Source organism: Sphingobacterium sp. UBA6320, assembly GCF_002440335.1.
Lineage (GTDB): Bacteria > Bacteroidota > Bacteroidia > Sphingobacteriales > Sphingobacteriaceae > Sphingobacterium.
In genome coordinates this window covers 200,471-221,970 of the sequence record NZ_DJTA01000006.1, presented here as the reverse complement: position 1 = coordinate 221,970, position 21,500 = coordinate 200,471, and the positions used below count along the sequence as shown (strand labels likewise).

The 21,500-nt window shown below is 39.9% G+C and carries 15 protein-coding genes and 1 pseudogene; 3 read left to right on the top strand and 13 right to left on the bottom strand.

Annotation, left to right across the window (positions count from 1 at the left end; genetic code table 11):
• Nucleotides 1-58 precede the first annotated feature (58 nt).
• Together B3P23_RS02915 and B3P23_RS02910 are read left to right on the top strand one after the other, a co-directional pair.
• A pseudogene (locus tag B3P23_RS02915) lies at nt 59-1,496 on the top strand (IS1182 family transposase).
• A 255-nt stretch (nt 1,497-1,751) separates the two neighbouring features.
• Nucleotides 1,752-1,901: a hypothetical protein gene (locus tag B3P23_RS02910; protein ID WP_293924392.1), complete on the top strand. Its 150-nt coding sequence runs from the start codon at nt 1,752-1,754 to the stop codon at nt 1,899-1,901.
• Nucleotides 1,902-2,633: 732 nt separating this feature from the next.
• Here B3P23_RS02910 and B3P23_RS02905 read toward each other — a convergent pair.
• The 8 genes from B3P23_RS02905 to B3P23_RS02870 form a co-directional block, all read right to left on the bottom strand.
• Nucleotides 2,634-3,407: a hypothetical protein gene (locus tag B3P23_RS02905; RefSeq protein WP_293924390.1), complete on the bottom strand. Its 774-nt coding sequence runs from the start codon at nt 3,405-3,407 to the stop codon at nt 2,634-2,636.
• Between the two features lie 36 nt (nt 3,408-3,443).
• Nucleotides 3,444-4,886, bottom strand: a complete 1,443-nt coding sequence (locus B3P23_RS02900) for a RagB/SusD family nutrient uptake outer membrane protein (protein ID WP_293924389.1) — start codon at nt 4,884-4,886, stop codon at nt 3,444-3,446.
• Between the two features lie 19 nt (nt 4,887-4,905).
• Entirely contained in the window at nt 4,906-8,502 is a 3,597-nt protein-coding gene (locus tag B3P23_RS02895) for a SusC/RagA family TonB-linked outer membrane protein (protein ID WP_293924388.1), read from the bottom strand.
• 666 nt (nt 8,503-9,168) lie between these two features.
• On the bottom strand, nt 9,169-10,497 hold the full coding sequence (locus B3P23_RS02890; RefSeq protein ID WP_293924386.1) for a TlpA family protein disulfide reductase: 1,329 nt from the start codon (nt 10,495-10,497) through the stop codon (nt 9,169-9,171).
• A 341-nt stretch (nt 10,498-10,838) separates the two neighbouring features.
• Nucleotides 10,839-13,484: a TonB-dependent receptor gene (locus B3P23_RS02885; protein WP_293924384.1), complete on the bottom strand. Its 2,646-nt coding sequence runs from the start codon at nt 13,482-13,484 to the stop codon at nt 10,839-10,841.
• Between the two features lie 439 nt (nt 13,485-13,923).
• A complete protein-coding gene (locus B3P23_RS02880) occupies nt 13,924-15,075 on the bottom strand; it encodes a FecR family protein (protein WP_293924382.1) in 1,152 nt (383 codons plus the stop codon).
• Nucleotides 15,076-15,300: 225 nt separating this feature from the next.
• Nucleotides 15,301-15,876 carry an RNA polymerase sigma-70 factor gene (locus B3P23_RS02875; protein ID WP_293924380.1) on the bottom strand — a complete coding sequence of 192 codons (576 nt, stop codon included), beginning with the start codon at nt 15,874-15,876 and terminating at the stop codon, nt 15,301-15,303.
• 635 nt (nt 15,877-16,511) lie between these two features.
• Nucleotides 16,512-17,630 carry a hypothetical protein gene (locus tag B3P23_RS02870; protein WP_293924378.1) on the bottom strand — a complete coding sequence of 373 codons (1,119 nt, stop codon included), beginning with the start codon at nt 17,628-17,630 and terminating at the stop codon, nt 16,512-16,514.
• Nucleotides 17,631-18,004: 374 nt separating this feature from the next.
• On the opposite strand from B3P23_RS02870, the gene B3P23_RS02865 reads away from it, so the two are divergent.
• Nucleotides 18,005-18,436 carry a hypothetical protein gene (locus B3P23_RS02865; RefSeq protein ID WP_293924376.1) on the top strand — a complete coding sequence of 144 codons (432 nt, stop codon included), beginning with the start codon at nt 18,005-18,007 and terminating at the stop codon, nt 18,434-18,436.
• A gap of 143 nt (nt 18,437-18,579) precedes the next feature.
• Here B3P23_RS02865 and B3P23_RS02860 read toward each other — a convergent pair whose 3' ends face one another.
• From B3P23_RS02860 to B3P23_RS02840, 5 genes are all read right to left on the bottom strand, one after another.
• The gene (locus B3P23_RS02860) at nt 18,580-19,686 is read right to left on the bottom strand and encodes a DUF4932 domain-containing protein (RefSeq protein WP_293924374.1); all 1,107 of its coding nucleotides are present in this window, start codon (nt 19,684-19,686) and stop codon (nt 18,580-18,582) included.
• A 238-nt stretch (nt 19,687-19,924) separates the two neighbouring features.
• Nucleotides 19,925-20,089: a hypothetical protein gene (locus tag B3P23_RS02855; protein ID WP_293924372.1), complete on the bottom strand. Its 165-nt coding sequence runs from the start codon at nt 20,087-20,089 to the stop codon at nt 19,925-19,927.
• A complete protein-coding gene (locus B3P23_RS02850; protein WP_293924370.1) occupies nt 20,076-20,300 on the bottom strand; it encodes a hypothetical protein in 225 nt (74 codons plus the stop codon). The genes B3P23_RS02855 and B3P23_RS02850 overlap by 14 nt, the downstream gene beginning before the upstream one ends.
• A gap of 99 nt (nt 20,301-20,399) precedes the next feature.
• Complete coding sequence (locus B3P23_RS02845) at nt 20,400-20,864, bottom strand: DUF5675 family protein (RefSeq protein WP_293924368.1); 465 nt, start codon at nt 20,862-20,864, stop codon at nt 20,400-20,402.
• Nucleotides 20,865-20,886: 22 nt separating this feature from the next.
• Nucleotides 20,887-21,498: a DUF6266 family protein gene (locus B3P23_RS02840; RefSeq protein WP_293924366.1), complete on the bottom strand. Its 612-nt coding sequence runs from the start codon at nt 21,496-21,498 to the stop codon at nt 20,887-20,889.
• Nucleotides 21,499-21,500: the final 2 nt, after the last annotated feature.

Genomic DNA, 21,500 nt, shown 5'->3' with positions numbered 1-21,500 from the left:
GGGCACTGCAAAAGGAAAGCCTCTTTTTTGTTTTTGAGATTTTTCGTATTTTCGAATTATGGGACGCACACCAGTATTTAAGCCTTACGATTCCGAGCAGCTGCAGTTACCTCCGCCGAGCCTGGAAGAACTGATAACAGAGAATCACCCGTACGTATCGTTAAAAAGAGTATTGACCAGATCGACATTCATCCGATCAATCGAAAGTTTAAAGGAGGAGGAGCCTCAAGCTACCATCCGCGGATGCTACTCAAAGTACTGGTTTATGAACACCTGACCACAATACGATCAACCGTTTTCGTAGTGAAAAGCTTTCGATATCCTCAAGCAGATCTTCTCGCAGATTGTACTTTTACTGGCCGCAGAAGGAATGGTCTGGTTGAAAGAAGCGTTGTTTACAGACGGTACTAAGATTGAATCGGTTGCAAACAGATACACCTTTGTATGGGGCAAATCCATTAAAACCAGTAAAGAGCGGATTAAATCGCAGCTGGATGACTTGTGGAAATATGCCCAGGGTGTGGCAGCCGAAGAGCTTAAAGATACTTCACCTTCTGACTTTGAGCAGGTGGACGCTGAACAGGTTCGTACAACAATTGCGAAGATCGATCGGGCACTGCAGGATAAACAGGTAGACAAAAAAGTAAAGCAAAAGCTAAATTATGCCCGCAAGAACTGGCCTGATAATCTGGAGCGCTATGAAGACCAGGAAAAGAAAATGGGCTCGCGTAACAGTATGTCCAAGACCGATCCGGATGCGACCTTTATGCGCATGAAAGAAGACCATATGCTGAACGGCCAATTGAAACCTGGCTATAATCTGCAGATCTCCACCCAGAATCAATTCATCCTGAATTACTCGCTGCACTGCAATCCAACCGACACCTTAACGCTCCCGGCACACTTACAGCAATATGAAGACCTTTACGGATTGACACCTTCAGCGGTGGTTGCCGATGCCGGTTATGGTTCGGACGAAAATTACACCCTGCTGGAGAGCAAACAGATCGCCGCTTACATAAAGTATGGCAGCTTTGACCAAAACCAAAAAGGAAAACAGTCTCCCTTTTCGATGCAGGGGCTTCATTATAATCAGGAAGAAGATTGCCTGTACTGTCCAATGGGCAAAAGATGAGCCTGATCGGCTTTACCAAAAAAAACACGGCCTCGGGTTTTCAGCAGGTGTCCAGTCGCTACCAGGCCCTCAACTGTCAGGGCTGCCCGTTGAGGGGACAATGCCACAAAGCGCAGGGAACCCGGATCGTGGAAGTCAATCACCGCTTGAAAGCGCGCATAAAGAGCAAGCAGATAAGCTTCTAAACAGCGAGCAGGGTATCCGTTATCGCAAGAAAAGGGCCGTTGATGTGGAACCTGTATTTGCCAATATCAAAAGTAACCATGGCTTTAAACACCTTATGCTCAAGGGTATGACAAAGACTGAAATCGAAATTGGATTACTGTCAATTGCCCATAACCTCAGAAAGTGGAAAGCGTAAGGTTATTTTTAAGCAGCTTTGCTACCCACAAAGTAGAAAAAACCAGATCAATCTAAAATGGCTTTGTAAAATAGGATGATAGCTTCAAAATTGTACTAAATGCAAAAACCGCCTCATAATTACTTATGAGACGGCCTCTTATATTTTATTTGATATTATAAAACTTTCTCCTGAAATAACTAGATAATGAGATAATAAACACGAATCAATTACAAATAATTTCATCATCATATAATGAAGTAAAGACTGAAATCCATGATAGAACGAAAAATGGATAATCATCTTACTGAAGATCACGACTCAGGAACCTCAAATCGGAGAAACAGTAAAATAAAAAAGACAGTTAGAGATTTGAATACCGGCACTTTTGAGCTGGCAACCAGTCGTGATCGAACAGCCCCTTGAACTTAAAGTAGTTCTAAAAACGCCAACAGATCAGAACAAATCAAGTTGAGGAACATATATTGAGCATATAAGCCAAGAGAACGGGCACACGGGCCATTAGGAATTAATTCGCAAATGTATGATATGAAAACATATCGGTAAGAGAATATCACGCATCACCGAGAGTGAAATAACTGTAGTAAATGAATAGCGGAACCGTACAATAGATCCCATTTATACTTTTGCTTTTTGGGCTGCATCTCCTATAAAGTATGTCAGAACAGTTCCCTATAATCCCATGCTATCTATAATATCCTCGAATTATGATGAATGGTAAAAAAGATCTTATGGTTGTCTACATCTCCGAAAATGGAGATGTAGACAACCATAGTATTCACAGATTTTACACCAAAGTTGTAACTGCAATTTAGCAAACCCATTCATATCGGACCGTAAATTTACTCTTTATTCTTCTCTGATCACATCTTGACTAAAGCAAGTTTAAAATGATAATCTTATTTCTGTTTTCTACTCATAAAAAATGTCACAAAAAGTTCAACAATTTTGTGACATGTACTATAATCTCCTTTTTCCCGATTTTTATTCATTGTTTTGCACAATTGTAAAATACTATTAAATAAAATAGCATACAAAAAGATAATGAGCCCGAAAAACATCAAGCTCATTAACACATTAATATTTTTTTAAATCTTCGTAGTATTATTTATTAAAGCAAACGTTACATTTAATTTATTATTGATAGGTTATATAGTCGATTTTATATTTATCATTATATGAAAGCCCATCTCCAGGATATATACCCATCATTATAATAGAAATTGACTTAAACCTAACATTTGGAACATAAAGATAAAAAGTATTAATTAATTGCTTATCAGATGACTTACGAATTTCAAGGATAATATAATCATTCCCAGTAGTAGCGGGATAAGCCTTAAATGCTGTAAAAGACTCGTAGCTCAAACCATTAACTTCATTAATACTCTTGCCTTGTATATTAATATCCACTTGGGGTCCTGAAGGAGACAAATTAGCAAAGCGTATATTGACAATACTATCAGTTGATGGAGTTGGATGACTAAGATCTCGTAATATATATTTCGGAAAATTGACTTCCTCTTGGAATGATGCTTTGACATTACTAGAAGTTCCAGAAAGATATAAGGTATAAATTTTACCAGCACTTAGCTGCTTTTGTTGATCGAACCACAATTTAGTTGTATCAGCAATAGGACTTACTTGAACGAATGTAGGCTCATCAGTAGGTACGGTATATAGACGTGACAAACTAAATCCTCCGAGCACTTTATCATCCGGTATACTTCCCCAAGGTATAGTTTTCTTACTAATATTTGCTTTAAAATTACCACCATCTACAACAGCATTAATAACATTTACTTTTGCAATACCTACTGTCCCAACCCCTTCGTCCTTTTTACACGAACACAAAAAGCAAAGAATAACTAGAAAAGCACTTGCTTTCATCATTTTTGTTAATATTTCCATAATCATTTAAAAGATTTATTTTTCTCATTAATATATCTATCGTAGATTTTGCTCCATACCCGTAACATTGATCACCTCCTTTGTTGGAATCAAGAAAGTATAGCGCAAATCATTGGGCTGTAATGGAGTATACGGGATTTCATTCATATCGCGATGCAAGGTTACAGCGAACTGCGGATCCTGATTCAATCTGCGCAGATCCGTCCAACGAATCGTACGGAAAATCAATTCTTTTCTGCGCTCTGCCAAGATTTGAACTAATGCATCATTGACACTGGTTGCTATTCGGTTAACATAAGGGGGCACCATACGCTTAGCCATCAACGTATTCAAATCTGCCATCGCTAATGTTATATTACCAGCACGAGCATAACACTCCGCCCGAATCAAATACATTTCATCCGTTGCTAAACCTACAAATAAAAATGGAGAATGCCTTCCAGAATTAGAACCATCATAATTTCCTCGATAACGGTAAATACCCGTTGGTCTTCCCATCCAATCGACATCCGGCTTAAAAAAAACAGTTTTACGTCTATCATCTGATGAATAAGAATTATATAAATTAGGATGAATTTGTACAATATATTCTTCCATAGTTCCATATGCAGTGACAGCTTGAAAAATAACCTCCGCATTAAATCTAATAAATGATGCGGCAGTTGGGTGACTAGTTACCGTTGTAGCTGTAGGAGTTCCTTGTAAATCCGTGCTACTTGTTAGATTATAGTCGATCAACGTATTTTGTAATTTGAGACTTTCGGTGGCCATTTTTCGTGCATTTTCATAATCCTGAATAGTCAAATACGTCCTTGCTAGCATAGCATATGCCGCTGCTTTAGAAGGCCTAGACTTTATACCAACTTCTTCCGGTAATAATAAAATTGCGTCCTCGAGATCCTTTATAATTCTTTCGTACACTTGCTTTACCGTACCTCTAATTGATGGTTCGTAAAGATCTGGCGTCAAACGCAACGGAATACCAGGATCTGAAGCAGCTGTCGTAGGAAAATAGGGTTTGCAGAACATTTGAGCCAAATGATAAAAAGCAAAAGCTCTAAAAAACAAAGCCCCTCCTTTAATAGATTGGTAATTAGCGTTTGTTGCTGGAATCTTTTCTAATGTATTGAGAATCAAATTAGCTGAATAAACCACCTGATAACTTCTTAACCATTCTCCTACGTGTTCTCCTAAGCTATGCCAAATATAATTATATTTGTTCTCTGGAGAATTATTTACATCTTGAAGGCTATTATATAGACCATCAGACATATAGTAATTATCAGCCGCAGCTTCCCCATGATCAGAATAATTACCATTCATTCGATCATAATCATCAAGCATAGCCTGACAATCATCTAAGGTACTTGGAACCCCTTGGCTATAATCAGGCTTTTGGTCCAAAAAGCTTTTGCTACAGGCACAAAGTAGTAAAATAAATCCTATATTTATTATATATATAGATGTGTACTTTTTCATCTTCTTAATTTTTTTATGATTAAAAACTAACATTTAATCCAAATGTTATTGTCCTCGGGGGAGGAGGACTCAGCAAAGACTCTGGATCAATACCAAACCGATTTGCACGCCACAGTATACCCAAATTACTTAATAAACAGTAAATCTGCACATTACGTAGTAAGTATCCATTCCTTACAAAATTATAATCCAACCTTATATCTTCTAGACGGATATGATCCCCACTAAATACACGGGCTGATGACTTTCCAAAAAATTGACCACGAAAGCTATCTGAACTTTTTGGTATGACTGATGGAATTGCATCGATATTTGCCTCGTCTCCAGGTTTTTGCCAACGCATATCATATTCGGGTATTGTACTTGGCACATGTGAAAATAATCCTGTATCACCATTATAGCCACCCCTAGTCATTTTATATTTAAATTTAAAAAGGATATTAGCCGACAAAGAGAATGATTTATATTGAAAAGTATTGCGTAATGCACCATAATATAAAGGAATAATCGATCCATGATCTTCCAGATCCTTATATTTTAATCGATTAATTATATAGCTATAATCCTTAGTAATGTTGCCGTTTTCGTCATATCCCATCGGATCTCCTGTCTCAGGATCAAGTCCTGCAAATTTGTGAGTGTATAAGGTAAAAGGGCTTTTTCCTTCCTTGTAGGTCGAAGAAGGTATAGCTCCACCGGTCGCAGGCACATAATAGCGAGCCTCATCTGAATAAGTTGGCAGTAGATATTTAGTAACTACTGATCTAGTATGACTACATAACAAGTTGCTTAGCCACTGAAACTTTGAACTTCGTATATTAACAGATTGAAAATTTAGGTCAAAACCGTTAGTTTTCAAATTTGCAGAGTTCATCATCATGCTTGCATAGCCCGTACTATTATCCAGTGGAACTGGAGCTATAAGATCACTGGAACTTTTGCTATACCATTCCAAAAATCCAGATATCCTATTACTCTTTAGCGCAAAATCTACACCTAGATTTACCATCCCTGTGCGCTCAGGAGATAGTTTTGGATTAGGTCCATTACCAATAGTCGCATAATTTAGTCCTGTAATACTATTTGGTTGTTGCACATAATTTATAGTTGGATACGCCGCAATTGTATTATTGACGTTCCCCATAAAACCATACGTAGCTCTCAATTTTAGAATATCGAAGAAATCTGAATTAAAGAATCTTTCTTTGTGTAAATTCCACGCTCCGCCAATAGACCAATTAGGTTTAATACGGTCACTAGCTGCTATACCATAAATATTAGAACCATCCAATCTCGCACTGAGAGTCAGCGTGTAACGCTTATCGTAATTGTAAGAAGTATTAAAATATGTCGATATAGATCGATTTACATACGACGGAGATATTCGTAGCGGTGTGTAGCCTATAGGGCTTGTGCCTAACCCATTGAGAATTAATAAATCAGCTTTATAGTCCAAAGGTCTGTAAAACATCGGGTCACCATTATAACCTAATAATCCTTCAATATTTGAACCTCCTGTAACTTTGGCATCGCTACGTTCAAGTCCCAAAAGAGCATTTACTTCATGCCTCTTGCTCAAAATTTGACTAAAATTAAGCTGTCCACGCACTGTATGTGCCTGACGTGGTGTATTGAATTGACCAAAAGCATCACCTATAGGTACTTGAAAATTCACTAAGCCATTTGGATCATCTTGCTTATATAAAGCATACGAATTGATCAAATCACGCATAAAATAAGAATTCCGACTTAAAAATTGAGTATTATCATCACTACTCCTAGTATTCTGATAATCAATACTTGCTATTAAGGAAGATAAAATCTTATATCGCACCGCGAAATTGGTAAGAATCTCCTGTGTATTGCTTTCACCATAATTAGTATTGATATCATTTAATGGGAAAAAGCGCCAATCTAATAAACGACCATTACCTGCTGTATGTCGATAATTATGGCTAGAGGCAAATAAAGTTCCTCCACCATTAATTACTTCCAAAGGATTTCCATTTTCGTCTGCCAAACGTAGATAAGGTTGATTAGGTAATCTTTTAATAACTTGTTGAACTTTTAACATAGTAGAGGGTGTATGGTAAAGACCATTATTGTATCGAATATCTACATTGAACTCAAGATTTTTTATTGGAGTAAAGCTCATCCGACTTTGCAAATTTTTACGCAGATTATAAGTATTAACTTCATTTCCCCGATTATGATCATAACCAGCAGAAAGATAATACGAAAATTGACGTCCTCCACCGCTCAGATTTATAGAATATTGCTGCAGGATATTTTTACGATAGAGATATTTAGAAATTTCCTTTCGCGAGTCATACTTTCGATAAGCATCAATTTGGGAATCAATAGCGGCGCGACCAGCTACATCATCCAACGGTAATGCCTGTTGCTGGAACAATAAGTCTACAACAGGAGACATATCTTGGAAGATAGAAGATGGAAACCAAGAATATGTTCCTTGTTCAAAATTAAAGCGTTCAATATCTATAAAATCCGAACTATTCATCGCAGGACTATAAAAAAGATCAGGACGTTTGCTAACTGAAACATTACTGTTGATAGAGATACGCATGGGTTGGTCCAGCTTACCTTTTTTTGTTGTGATTACGATCACTCCGTTGGCTGATCGGCTGCCCCAAATAGAGGATGATGCAGCATCTTTTAGCAAAGTTATACTTTCTACATCATTGGGATTAATATTATTAATATCACCTTCATAAGGAAAATTATCCAAGATAATTAATGGCGTGCGTCCTGGAGTTCCTGCATCAAAAGGTGTAGACATAGTCAAAGTACTAATACCTCTTATTTGTAAATTGGCTAATGCGTTAACCTTTCTAGTTCCTCTTCCAACATTACTAGAAGGTTCAATATAGAGAGGAACACGACTCACATCTCCAAAAATTGTTGATGTGGTCACGCCTTTTAATCTGCTGATCACGTCCATGCCCACATTGCGGTTGAATAGCTTATTATCTACATGTTCGAAAGAACCTGTGGCTCGCTCTTTTGGAATCGTATAATAACCCGTACTGATGACGTTCGCTTCTTCCAGCGTATTTTCAGATTGACGCAAAACGATTTCAATATAGCTTCTAATTTCAGAAACCTTAAAAGTTCGCGTATCATAGCCCATAAAACTAATCAGTAATCTAGCATCCAACGGTACATTTTCCAGACGAAATATACCGTTGATATCCGTAGTAGTCGCTGTACCACCTACTATACGAACAGATGCACTCTGTAACGGTTTACGGTTTTCATCTAGTACTTTTCCTTCGATCGTATGTTGTTGATCAATCAAGTTCTCTTTTGATTTAATCACAACTGTCCTATCACCAATACTATACAAAAAAGGTTGCTCAGTAAATATTCGCTGCAGTACCAGCGAAAGTTCTTGATTTGTAACATCGATATTTACCTTTCGAATATCGGCATGCAGATCGGCTCCATACAAAAAATCATAACCTGTCTGTTTCTTAAGTAAGTCAAAAACCTGCACAAGAGAAATATTCTTTTGAGATAATGTAACTTTTTGTCCATAAGTACCAGCAGATACGTGCAGGCAGCCAAGGAGTATTAAAAATGTCGTTATTTTCATAACAAGCATACATTGGGGAGACAGCTTCGGAAGCCGCACCTTTTGTTTAAAATAAAAATAATCCATACTTTTGGGTTAGTTGGGTTTAATAGATAAATTTCATTAGATTGTTTGTGTTGACCCGGCTATATGGCCATAGGTATGCGCAAACATACCATGGCTTTTTTACCAATGTGGATCTAATCCGAGCGGAAAATCAGGTTTTTTTTCATAATTATTTTTTTTAATAATTGTTGGTACACTTAGGTTCCTTTGAAGTCACTTATCCCTAGTCATAACTTGATTATTTTATTAAATGAAAACAAATCAGCTCAAAATATTTATTTTTTGTTCTGGTTTCTGCCAAAGCATGACAAGTTTTATTTTACTGCTACAAATAAATAATGTCTAATCCAATTTGTGATAGCTTGCTCAACTGTAGTTGCAAATTCAACTATATTAATTATTTGTTATGTAAAGCTGCATAATAGGAATTGATAAATACTGGCTTTTTAATCGGAATAAGGTTTCTGAATAATCCGTTATTGCGATCTGCACTACAAGAGATAAATTTGATAGTATGGTAAAGTAATTCCACGGTTTGAACCAAAATATAAATAGCTGTAAAGCAAATTCTTTACAGCTACAGTAGAATTGATAAATTATATTATAAAATAAAAATGCTTACTATTTACTTTCTGAAATCACGATAACTTCTATCTCACGTTCCGCCTCAATCAGATCTAAACCATGACGCTGCATCTCTTTCCGCAGACCTAATATAGTACCATCATAAGGTTGCATGTTTAACCCCCCTACAAAGCCTGTTTCATTAATAGCAGGTGGAAATTTTTTATTCATATCTAAATGCATCATTACTAAAGTCCACATTGGTTCCCCTCCTTTATCGAGTGCTAAAGTATCACTAATAGGTTTATCGGTATTTACAAATACCAAGCATTTAACTTTTCGTCTTTCATAGCGACCATTGAGACCGAGGCGATTATTTAGATCTTGTATAGCTAGCTTAGCCATCATTGCTTTATCTTCTAAACCGTTCTTCACTAGTTCATAACAAATTAAATTCTTTTTATTCCAATCAGCATATTCCCCATATTCTTTCTTATATAAAAAACGAGTTGGATCCGCTACTTCTAATATTATACGACTGGGATGAGGTAAATACATTAAACCTTTAGTAGCATCTTCCTCGTGATACACCTTCGTATTATGAAGAAGCATCTGATAGGTTGTATAAATATCTTGGTTCAGAATAGCTAATCGAGTATTATTAGAAATGGTGTCTTGATTAAAGTGAATCCCACCTTCCGCAGGAACAGATGCAGCTTGACCTGTTAAAATTGAATAACTATAGTAAGGTGAATCACTTGCATATTGCCATAAAGGACTCAATGTAACAAATGGTATTGAGCTGTCAAAATGGTCAGTTTTCAATAACCAATTCACTCTTTTACCATTTAATATAGTTTGAATATTTTCACTTGTAATATATTCTCCACCAGTAATAGCTACCACTTTACCTTTATTAATCCAAACCACATGAGGGTTGGTTTCATAGCGAAAATACGAACGTAAAATACGATCGTCAACAACGGATGCACGGTGTACAGGGGGATTTCTTTCATTTAAATAGCGGCTATTTTTAAAAAATTTAGTAATTATATCCTCTGGTTGATAGGTAACAGACAGCAATTTAATTTGATCACCAAAAACACGTTGTAGAGAATCTAGCTTGGGCATACTCGCAATACATACTGTGCAAGACGTATCCCAAAAATCAAGTACCAATAATTTATCCTTATAGTCGGATATACGAATACTTCGCTTATCACTATTAATAATCTTATCAATAATAATATCGGGTACCTGATCTCCAATCTTGAGTTCAGTAATGCCAGGAACTAATGGTGGACGACCCCAATCTCGTACAGCATCCTGTGCATAAGTACTACAAGTAAATAATAAAAAACAACAAAGTAATGTAGTTAATTTCATAATAGAATCCTTAATGTAAGTTTATACCTATAGGTTCCTTATTAATAGTGATTCCCTAGTTATAGATGTAAATAAATTGTATATTTAATATTAAGGGATATTAGAGTGCATAGAATTCAATCCTTCGATAATATTCATAACCTATTACAAAAAAAAGGCAGGAGGTTTCCCTAGAGATCGCCTTGAACTCATAACAACAAGCTACCTGCTAGCAGCGACTGGAATTGTACGTGCAACATCACGAATAATATACTGGGGAAAATTAGTGACTGTTTCATATTCTTCTTAATTTATTAGTATCTTAGGTTTCCGCATGGCTATATCTACCTATTCAGCAGTTTTTAATTTTTCTTATTTTTACCACCAAAGCGCGATAGATTGTATTGGGCTGTCAACTGGATAAAGCGTCCAATCCGATTTTGGGTGCGCTGGGTCACACTATTGGGGGTTACCAACATTTGGATCGATTGCTGTTGGTCCAACAGGTCATAAGCGAACAGCTGCAGGCTCAGTTCTTTATTGGCAAGCAGAAATAACTCGGTAGAAGCATTGAGCATAATCGGATTTTTGATAGGAATGGTATAGCCTCCATTGATCCGGTAACTGGCATCTGCGCCAATAGCCAAGCGGGAACTGATAGTCCAACGTGCGTTGCTACTCATCTCCCAGGTATAGGTACGCCTGTTCAAATCGCTATTCAACCCAAATAGACTGTTTTCATAACTGTAATTGAGGTTGACGCTTCCGCGGATTTTTTTACTGTTGAGTGCTACACCGAGAGACTGACGCAGGGAGATCGTGCTATTGTCAGCGTTTTGACCTCCTATAAAAACAATTGATCGGTTTTTACTTCCAGATGTCCCCCACCGCAGTTGATAATATCTTGCAAATGGTAAGGTCATATCATAGCTGGCATTTAGATTATAAGCTCCATCGGCATTGACATAATGGGTCTCTTGCTTGAAACTGTTCAGCGTATCGGGTACTAACAGCACATTGGCGACGACTTGGTCTTGCGTTAGATTTGCATTTAAGCCTAAGCTATAGGTATCTCCTTTGACGGGGTTGATGTGATTGAGACTTAAGCTAAGTCCATGGCTCAATGTGGGTTTTAAATCTGGGTTGCCCACAGTGATCTGCTGGAGATTGCGTAGATCTTGCAGAGGCAGCAATTGATCAACCGAAGGCGGTGAAGCCGTACCGCTATAATTCAACTGTATGTTGTCTTTTAAAGAAGGTGCATAGCGCACACTCGCAATAGGCAATATCTGGAACATGTGATAAGCGATGTCTCGCTGCTGCATGGATTCGTCTGCGGACATCCGAATAGGCACCATGCTCAACCCGAAATTATAGTCGAGCTTCGGTGATGCTCCACGGTAGCTTAAATCGAGCTGTTGGGTGTTGAATATAGTACGAAAATCGGTATTCAACGAATCTACAGGTATCAATATGCCTTCATGATCACTCTTAGTCTGCTGCAGTTTATCGTTCCTACGACGTGAATAACGATAGCCGATATCCAAACTGCGCTTGGTGTTTGCGCTGGTATGATCATTGAGCGGTTCAGTGTATTGGGCCGAAAGGTCAAATAGGGACTCACTTCTATCTGCATCTAACAAACGGGTGCTGACAGAGTCTTTGACGGGCTGGCTGGTCACTTGATTATAAAATCGTAATTGATCCTGGATCGTACTCCGGTCTTGACCTCCCTGCGCAGTCGCGGAAAAGCTCGCAGTCAAACTACGCCCCTGTTTTTCCATCAGCCGGCTCCAGGATAGGGATAGCTTGCCATTGCTATTTTTCGAATCGCTCAATATGGTGTTATCGAGATCTTGCACAATCGCTCCAGTTTGCTTGGAGATACTGTGCGTTTGATTGTTTCCCTTAGAGATCTGCCCCTGCAATTGGAAATTCCAGAAATCTCTTTTCCTACGAGACTGCACACTAAACTGCATCTGCTGGTTTTGATTTTCACTGCTATTGTCATTTTGCAGTTGATTATACAGGATACCGTTACTGGTACCGCTCTCGCTGTAGCTTTCAAAACTTCCCTTCCGATGGGTCGCATTATAGCTATAATTTCCGTAAAGATTTAATTGATCCATGGACCGTCTGTAATTCGTGCCCATAGTGGTGGTCTGCTGGCTTCCGCCCTCGATACGGGCATTCTGATGGTTGGCATAGCCACTCACCTGATGCACATCTAGCCAGACATTGCCTTGAAAGCCTGCTCCAAAAAGATCTTGTGTACTGGCAGAGGACTGCATGTTGCCGAAGACACCTCTATTCTGTCCATCCTTGATCACCAGATTGAGCATCTTCTGAGGTTTGCCCGTTTTGATCCCTGTGAAGTTGGCCTGATCGCCATAATCATCAATGACCTGCAGCTTGGCAATAATACCCGCAGGCAGCTGTTTTAAAAAATCTTTGACATTATTGGTAAAAAAATCTTTGCCATTGACCCGTAATTTAGTCATCGATTGGCCCATAGCGGTTACATTCCCCTCCCCATCAACACGTACTCCAGGCAGCTGCCGCAATAGATCTTCTAATCGGTCATTTTCGCCTACGGCATAGGCTGCGGCATTGAATTCGACCGTATCCTTTCCCACTCGTATCGGACTGGGCACTCGGACCTGTACTTCCTGAAGCCGCCTAACAGTGGATTGAAGTATAATCGGAGGCAATTCATAAATATGACTTGTTCCAGTATAATGGAGATTTTGCCTATATGTCTGATAGCCCAAGCTGCGCACGACTAGGGTGACAGCTTCTCGGGGTAATGCCCGAACAATAAAATTTCCGCTTTTGCTGGTACCTGTACTGAGGCTGTCCTTGCTGGTATAGATCCGAACGACTGCACCTGCTATACCGACCTTTAAGGAATCTGTCACCTGCCCCCGCAATTCATATTGTTGTGCTGATAAAGAACCCACAAAAATAAAGGGCAGATAAAAAAATAGAAGAAATAAGACTTTATTCATTAAAAAATAACAAGAAACTGATACATAGTGCTAAATGAGATTTATCATAAGATCAACGAGTTTAAATAAGAATGCAGCATCCGATCACCGCTATAAAGGCAACCAGAAGTCACCGTATATACCAATAGTAGATCGAATATGACAGAAATCATGATGGTCAATTTCATAACGGAATCCTTCGTGTAAGTGTATAGCTATAGGTTCCTTATTGAGGTCGGTTCCCTAACGATAGATGTAAATAAATGGTGAATTTAATATTAAGGTAAGCGGGTGCATCTCAGATTCAAATCCTCATAACAAGACGTTATTTAACAAAAAAAACCGCAGGAGGCTCCCCTCCATACGGTCTATTAAAAAAGCTACACTCAAAACAGTACTTTTATAGAACACATTTACTTTAACGTGATGAGGTCTTTTTATTTATTTTAGTTTGTTTTTATTACGCTTTCATCACAATCAATTGATCGCCCTCCCAACTAAATTTGACCAAGCCCGTCTGTTCCAGTTTTTCCAGTAACTTGGACAGATTTTCAAATCGGGATACGCTACCGATCAGTCGGATATCATCTACAGGTCCCCTAAACACCACCTTGACCTGATACCAACGCGCCACCTGCTGCATAATGGAGCGGATGCTCTCATTGTCAAAGGTAAACTTGCCGTCTTTCCACAGCTGCCGGTTGACCTCATCAACGGTCTTGACCCGCAGTTCATCGCCCTCCAAGATGGATTGCTGCCCTGGGAGCAATTCAACTGTTTTCTTGGACAGTCGATCGCTGACCTTCACCCTGCCCTTTAATAAGGTGGTCTTGATCAGATTATCCTCGGGGTAGGCAGAGATATTAAAGTTTGTGCCGATCACTTCGATATCCTGCCGTCCTGAAGATACCACAAAGGTATGGTCCTCATCGTGGCTTACTTCAAAGTAAGCCTCGCCGTAAGCCAATGCTACTTCGCGATGCCCTGACTTTGGGAAAGACGTGGGGTACCGTAAAGATGAAGCGGCATTGAGCCATACATGAGTTCCATCAGGCAGCTTGACCTGATACTGCCCTCCTTGTGGAGTTTCTATGGTATTGTAAATCACTTTATCTGTTGGTGCTGCATCTGGAGCACCTGTTATTTCATAGATCAGTTGTCCATCGGCTGTTTTGGTAATCGCTACACCCGACTGCTCAACCAGCTTGCCCGATGCAGCATCGGACAAAGGGATCCGTCTGCCATCGGCAAGGATCAAGGTGGCTTGATCTGTCCCCGGACGTATATCGGCTATCGCTGTAGTTACTGCATCTGGCTCATGGTGATGATAGACATATGCCGCAACGCCCAGATTCAGCACTAAAAATACCGCCGCTACGGCACGCATCCAATAATCTTTTCTATTCCTGCTGTGGATGCGCTGTTGAATAACGCTATAGATGCGATCGCGCAATTCTTCGTCCGACGCGGCATAATGTTTACCAACAAAAACTGGATTGTCCAATCCTTCGCTGTACCAGCTATTGAACTCGGCGATCTCCTCATTGGTGATGCGTTGCTCCAGCCATTTATTGGCCAATAATGCTATTCGTCTATCTCGTGTATTCATCATGAGCACATTTAGTTCTGATTCCTCCGTTCTTCGTTATTAGGTTCCTGATCGTAGACGTATCCCTAGTAGAGGAATGAAAAAAATATTTATAAGTTACAGTACACAACGGATTAAATAATATGGAACTGGATTCTTTATCGGTATACGATAATCGCACAAGACCCCAAAAACGAAATAGGTCTATACAAAAATGATACATCGCATCCATCAGGCTACTCCCATACATTATAGGGTGAGAAAAAAAATCTTTAATCCGGTTCTGATTGATTTAAGGGCTTTGGTGATATACCATTCAATGGTCTTTTCGGATAGATCCATGGTTGCGGCGATCTCTTTATGGCTACGTCCCTCGATCCGGCTCATCTCATAGACCAGTCGGCATTTTTCGGGCAGTGCGTCGACCACCTGCTGGAGGCGCCTATTGACTTCATTGTATTCGAGCCATTCCTGCGTGGAGTCGTCCGCGAGTTCGGTGATGACTTCTTCGGCGGCAATATCACTGAAATGCTTATGTTTAAATCGGGAATTGAGGTGCTTGAGCACCCGGTACTTGACAGCAACGGCCAGGTAGGAACTGACGGATGAATGGATCTCCAGCTCTTCTCTCCTATTCCAGATGCTCACGAAGACCTGCTGCACAATATCTTCGGCTTCTTCCAGATGATGAAGTTTATTGGCTGCCGCTGTAAACAGCTTTTTCCAATAGCGATTGTACAATTCGGTAAACGCTTGTTCCTCGCCGCTCTTCAGTATCTGAATGAGCTCGTCATCCGAAAGCATGTTTAATTTAACGTCTATCATTGATCCATAATTCATTAAACATCAATACATACACTATATGAATATACTGATAATATTCCTTAAATAATACAGCCCTATCAAGGTCTCCGCCTGTCTTGAACCGAAAAAACGTCAATAAGCATCTGGCGTATATCACCATACTTGCTGTTGCTCATCATCATCTGGAACCTTTTTCTGCAGCGAAAATATGCGGTTCACCAGCCTCTTATCAGGCATAACAGACACAGGTGATCGTACGCAATCAACATCAAATGATCGGCTACTTAATAAGGGGATTAGACATCAGCTAATTGGCTCCTTTTAAGCACCCGGATCGTTTACACAATTGGTTGCCCACAGGTATATATTAGGGTTCCTATTCGGGCCCCAATCCCTAGTGGATTTTTAAAATATTTTTAAGAAGTGGGTTATTGGTGCTGTGAGAGGGGAATATTAAGAGGAAGAGGTTGATCAAGAAACATTATATCCTATATGCCTATCTGATCTAATTTTAAAATTATTACCGCTGCTAAGGTTTAGAATTAATAAAAGAATTTAAAACACATTTTTAAATCATAAAATATGAACACTCCATCCGATAAGTTTGGAGTACGCTGCGACCGGGGATAGCGCTTTATCCCCGGTCGTTCGTGTTGCTAGTTTTCGGGCATCAATCTCGCCCATTCTGCTCGTATTTTGAGCAGTTTTTCATAGACATCGACCTGCACCTTATACCGCTCTTGCTGCGCTCCGTAAAATACGATCACATGTGTGTCTCCCTCTTTGCGTAATGTTTTGATGGCCAGCAGCATGATCAACCGCCCCCGCCCCGCTCGAAACAGCAGATGGGGCCATAACTTTTCTATTTTTGCCAGCGACTCCAGATCGACTTTGCCCTCGCGCCCATCCAGCAACAATACATCCACAAGCTTGGAGCGGGAGGAGCCCACTTTTAGATAAAAATAGGCGATCTGCGAGATCCGGACCCATTCATTTTCCGCTCCGATGATGACCAAGACCGCATCGTTCAGTTCCTTAAGAAATATTTTCAGCCGCATTTCGTCCCTACTCAACAATTCATGGTTGTTTCTGAGGCGCTGCTTGCGTACGCGCAATTCGTGCAGCTGGTTCTCATACAGCTCAACCAGTTGCGCCCGTTCCACAGCCCATTGGTTCAATTCCGCCTCGTGCTGCAAGATGAAGCGCTGTTGTTCCAAACGTGATTCTTGCAACAGTAAAACCTGATCATGAGCATGCTCCTTTAAGCGCTCATCACGCTGCGACAGCCATTTTTTCATCACCTGATATCTCCTGAGCCCGTAATTTCTAGCCTTCCGTTCCTTACGGACGGCATAGTAGACCTGCACCATGATCAGGCAGAACAGGACCACCACATAGTCCCGTTCAAAATATTCCGCTTTTTGCAGATCGACTCCAAATAGAGCCCAATATACGGCGTACACCACCCGTAGCGCAATAGCGCCCAGGAGGATGACCAGCAGGAAAAATTGAATCAAATACCGCAACAGTTCATTTTTCCTCATCAACCGGTCGTTGTCCAATCGATGGACCACATAGGCCGTCGGGAAGATAGCGACCACCATCAGAACAAAACTGAACAGGAAGATCAACAGATGTTTGGGCGAAGTAAGACTCCAGGGAAGAGAACGTGCGGTGGTATAAAAAGTGATCAAAAAAGCTGAAATGGCTGCAAGTAAAAATATAGACCTGAGGTTTCCATACCAAGATCTCAGGAAAAATCGAAGAGCGATCATACGAGAATAAATTATATTATTTACCCCTAAGTTAATTAAATTCGTACAAATTAGGTGTAACGCTTTTTTTACACACACAGTTTAACGAAATTCATTTTCCTGTTCGCCGACACAAAACTCACTTTAAACACATTTTAATCAACATTTTCAAGAAGTTCAACGGAGAATATGATGGATTCGTAGAAATTGCAGACACTTTGCTTCTCTTAATAGGAGATAGCTCATATATTCGTCATTCGATCGAATTAATAATTAACTGAATCAAGTCTCCTATGATCTAAAGCCATAAGCTGTAGCAAAGCATGCTATTACAGCTTATTTTTTTGATGACCGTGGTGAGCAAAATAAAGCTAAAATTGCAAATTGTAAAACACATGAAAAAATACCCATTTGATAGTCGAGGTGTCACACAATGGCTCGCTGAACTATACAGTGCTACGATCACGTACCAAATGATGGAACAAGAACATATCCTTCTTTCTCTTCGGAGCTGGCTGATATCCAAGTTTGATCTCAGTAAAGATCAAATAACCTACATCGCTACGTTATCGGAGGATTTTAAAAGCAATCTTGCGCGCGAGATCGTCTTTGCGATCAACAATCACTCGCCGATCACTTTGGATAAACAGACTGACGAAAACCGTACAGGTCTATTGGACGGTGATTCGGTCAAGGTAACCGAATACGAATCGAAAAAGAAACAAGCAGATGTCTCGCATGTCCCATCCATAACGGATGTAGGTAAGCAGTTCAACCGCCATGCGGATGGACAATTGATGATTCGGATTTATTATAAACGTCTATAATACCCCCTCTACTCCAATCCATGCCATGGGCCAATACCTTTCCCATGGCATTTGTTATTTCTTAAACCGATCATTTCAAATACTCCCTTCTTCCTAGCAGAAAGTAATCATCAAACGATTGCTAAAAATCTGTATGAACAAGATTATAATGTGGTCAAAAAGTCTGGATACACATATTCGATCTTTTTTTCTGGATTTTCTGCACAAACGGTTAACAATTTATCCGTAAATTCTTTCATTTTAGTAAAACCTCTATCCTTCATTACTGCAACTGTTGCTGTAAATGCTTTTTGAAAATCAGCTTCTTTATAGTGATGTTTGCAATACAACAAGTACACAGCATAGGTCATATATTCATCAAAGATATATCTTGGTGACGTATAGGCATCTATCCCCTCTACGGTTTCATCAACCCAGTATGTACGGTCTTTAAATGCTTCATCAATTTGGGCTTTATGCTCTTTTGTAGGTTTAGCGACATAATTATGATCAATTTCTGTAAACATCACCCTGGTATTAAACAATTCGTTTTCAATTGGACTCATGTACGAGTTGCTGGATAACGGTGGCAAACTCATATAAATCAATCGAAAATTGTTATTGTTGAATTCAGACGTATAATTCAGTCCATTGATGAGCGGCGAACAGTAGATCGTATAAGCATTGATACGCGTATCAAAATTCTGTTCCAGCCATTTCCATTGTTTTCCAACATGGGCTTCTTTTTCGTATTGAGCGATGATCTCAGCATAATACTTTTTGTGTTTTTTGTAAAACGAGCGAAAGTTGGACTTTTTCGCAAAATCTTCCAGTTCCTGCTTATATTGTGTGATTGGATTTTCAACAACTTTCACCCCGTTTACCCCTCCCGCAGGGAAAATATAGACATCACTTTTCACAAGTTTGTCGCCTTTGAAATAGTAAGAAATACCATTGCCCGTTAAAAATACATTATTGATCAGGGTTTGTACCAATAAGGAATCAAAGGTGTGAATAATGGGCTCATTTTCATAAACCTTGAACTGTTTCAGTACAGCTTGATAATAGGGTCCTTCTTGCTGCATCATATCCTCATTTTCCAAGCCCGTTTTGGTAATGGCGATCATAATCTGAAGCAGCTCTTTCACTTCGTTGACCTCTACTTTATATTTGCCTTGATTCTCTTTTTTAAACTTTTCTGTAAAATTTACTTTCTCCTGTGCTTGCGCAAAGAAAGAGATAAATAGAAGTACTAAGGTTAACTTTTTCACTGGTATTGATTTATAGGTTTTATTAATATGATATTCTTCTGGATGCAAATATAAAAATAACACGTTAATTCCTGTTTAAAGCGACTTTATTTTTTTAAACTTATCTTAAACAGAGCACAGGGACAGAAAATCAGTACGAGCAAAATTGATAAACCCGATCAAACATGCTGCATGAATTGCTGTTGAGCAGCGTATTATAAATAGGCTTATCCGATGACAGATAAGCCTATTTATTGGATTATTTACGCTTAATATTTCCCAATAGCCTACTCGTCACAAAACTGACCACCGTACCTACGGCAGCCATCAATACCGTCTGCGCGAGATCGCCAAAAGAGAATGAAGCCCAGATCGAGCAGAGCGTACCGCCCATCGCCCCCAATCGCATATCATTCCATTTCATCGGGCACCTCCTTTTCTTTCTGCTGCACAATAGACTCATCCGGCGGAGGCTCCATCTTTCCTTTTTTGTCTGGATCATCCAGCACCGTCTCCACTATACCAAGACCCAGCGCGATATATTTGATGATATGCAGTGCCTTGCCCGGCAATTTGACAGGTGCTAGCAGGATCACCTGCAAGACCTGACCGATTTTAATGATTATTTTTTTCATTTGTATAAAAGTTAAAAGGTTAGATGGTTAGAAAATCACACTGCTTCACTATGTTACTGATTACTTCGTTACTCCATCACTCGATCACTGCGGCACTAGTTACTTTGTTACTCCGTCACTACTTAACTTCGTCACTTCCATAACAACCTCCCCGTTCATCATAAGCTCCACCAGTAAGGGATACAACTTTTTGTAAGCCATGACGGACTGCAGCAAGCGATAGTCTCCTTTTTCAAAGACATACTTTGTGCCCACGAGCAGGCAGCCCGCAGTTTGCTTATGCGTATTTCCGATGTGGATGTAGACATAACTAAAACCAGGGATATCCTGGATCTCGATCATACCCCGATGCATCTGAGGATAACGGTCATAGTAATTACCATTCATACCCCCATCTCGGTTGAAGCCCAATGTATAGGTACCCAAAGGGATACAGGTACTCCCCGGGATCTTCTGCTCACGGGGGATATCCTCCAGACCATAGCAGATAAACAAGTGGTTCAGATAGATTTCAGACAGGGTACTGTCCTTCCCCTGTTTGATACGGATAACTTGTAGCAGCATACGATTTTTGTTTAGAATTGCATTAAAAACTACCCAGATACAGACTGTTGGAGACCATCCGTTTATCCCGATCGTGCAGCATCAGGTACAGGTGTACGGGTCTATCCTGTAAGACAGAAGGCAACTGCAGCTTCATATAGGCATCTTTTCTGATCACCTGCTGCTCATTGACCGCCGCATTTCCGGCCTCGATATCATAGACACACAGGATCACTTGATCGTCCCAGTGGCTATAGTCTGCGATAAATTGATTTGGTAATGCCCACTTCACCGTCATACAATCGCCCACACGTTCGGCTTGAGGGGACAGCAACGGAGCTAGGGTTCCTTCACTTATTTTTGCTTTGGCCGGATCGATCTTCATATCCGGATACTCTCCGGTGACCGCATTGCGTAAATGATGCGACATGGCCCTGCCGAGCGCTGTTTTTCCTTTTTTACGGGTCGCAAAGCCAATCTGGATCAACAGATTGAGGGGATTGAGGAAATAGCGGACCAACTTAAATCCAAGCTGGGTCGATTTGGCCTTGTTGGGCTCCTGCTTTGTTTTTTCTTTATTGGATATTATTAACATATTTGATTTATTGATCACATCGAAAGCAGGAGAAGCCCGACGCTTCTCCCGATTCGACATGC

Excerpts from the sequence above, each read along its gene's own strand:
- B3P23_RS02890 (WP_293924386.1), bottom strand. The coding sequence starts at position 10,497 with ATGAAATTAACTACATTACTTTGTTGTTTTTTATTATTTACTTGTAGT.
- B3P23_RS02910 (WP_293924392.1), top strand. The coding sequence starts at position 1,752 with ATGATAGAACGAAAAATGGATAATCATCTTACTGAAGATCACGACTCA.
- B3P23_RS02840 (WP_293924366.1), bottom strand. The coding sequence starts at position 21,498 with ATGTCGAATCGGGAGAAGCGTCGGGCTTCTCCTGCTTTCGATGTGATC.
- B3P23_RS02875 (WP_293924380.1), bottom strand. The coding sequence starts at position 15,876 with ATGATAGACGTTAAATTAAACATGCTTTCGGATGACGAGCTCATTCAG.
- B3P23_RS02895 (WP_293924388.1), bottom strand. The coding sequence starts at position 8,502 with ATGAAAATAACGACATTTTTAATACTCCTTGGCTGCCTGCACGTATCT.
- B3P23_RS02865 (WP_293924376.1), top strand. The coding sequence starts at position 18,005 with ATGAAAAAATACCCATTTGATAGTCGAGGTGTCACACAATGGCTCGCT.
- B3P23_RS02855 (WP_293924372.1), bottom strand. The coding sequence starts at position 20,089 with ATGAAATGGAATGATATGCGATTGGGGGCGATGGGCGGTACGCTCTGC.
- B3P23_RS02900 (WP_293924389.1), bottom strand. The coding sequence starts at position 4,886 with ATGAAAAAGTACACATCTATATATATAATAAATATAGGATTTATTTTA.
- B3P23_RS02845 (WP_293924368.1), bottom strand. The coding sequence starts at position 20,864 with ATGCTGCTACAAGTTATCCGTATCAAACAGGGGAAGGACAGTACCCTG.
- B3P23_RS02880 (WP_293924382.1), bottom strand. The coding sequence starts at position 15,075 with ATGATGAATACACGAGATAGACGAATAGCATTATTGGCCAATAAATGG.
- B3P23_RS02905 (WP_293924390.1), bottom strand. The coding sequence starts at position 3,407 with ATGGAAATATTAACAAAAATGATGAAAGCAAGTGCTTTTCTAGTTATT.
- B3P23_RS02870 (WP_293924378.1), bottom strand. The coding sequence starts at position 17,630 with ATGATCGCTCTTCGATTTTTCCTGAGATCTTGGTATGGAAACCTCAGG.
- B3P23_RS02885 (WP_293924384.1), bottom strand. The coding sequence starts at position 13,484 with ATGAATAAAGTCTTATTTCTTCTATTTTTTTATCTGCCCTTTATTTTT.
- B3P23_RS02850 (WP_293924370.1), bottom strand. The coding sequence starts at position 20,300 with ATGAAAAAAATAATCATTAAAATCGGTCAGGTCTTGCAGGTGATCCTG.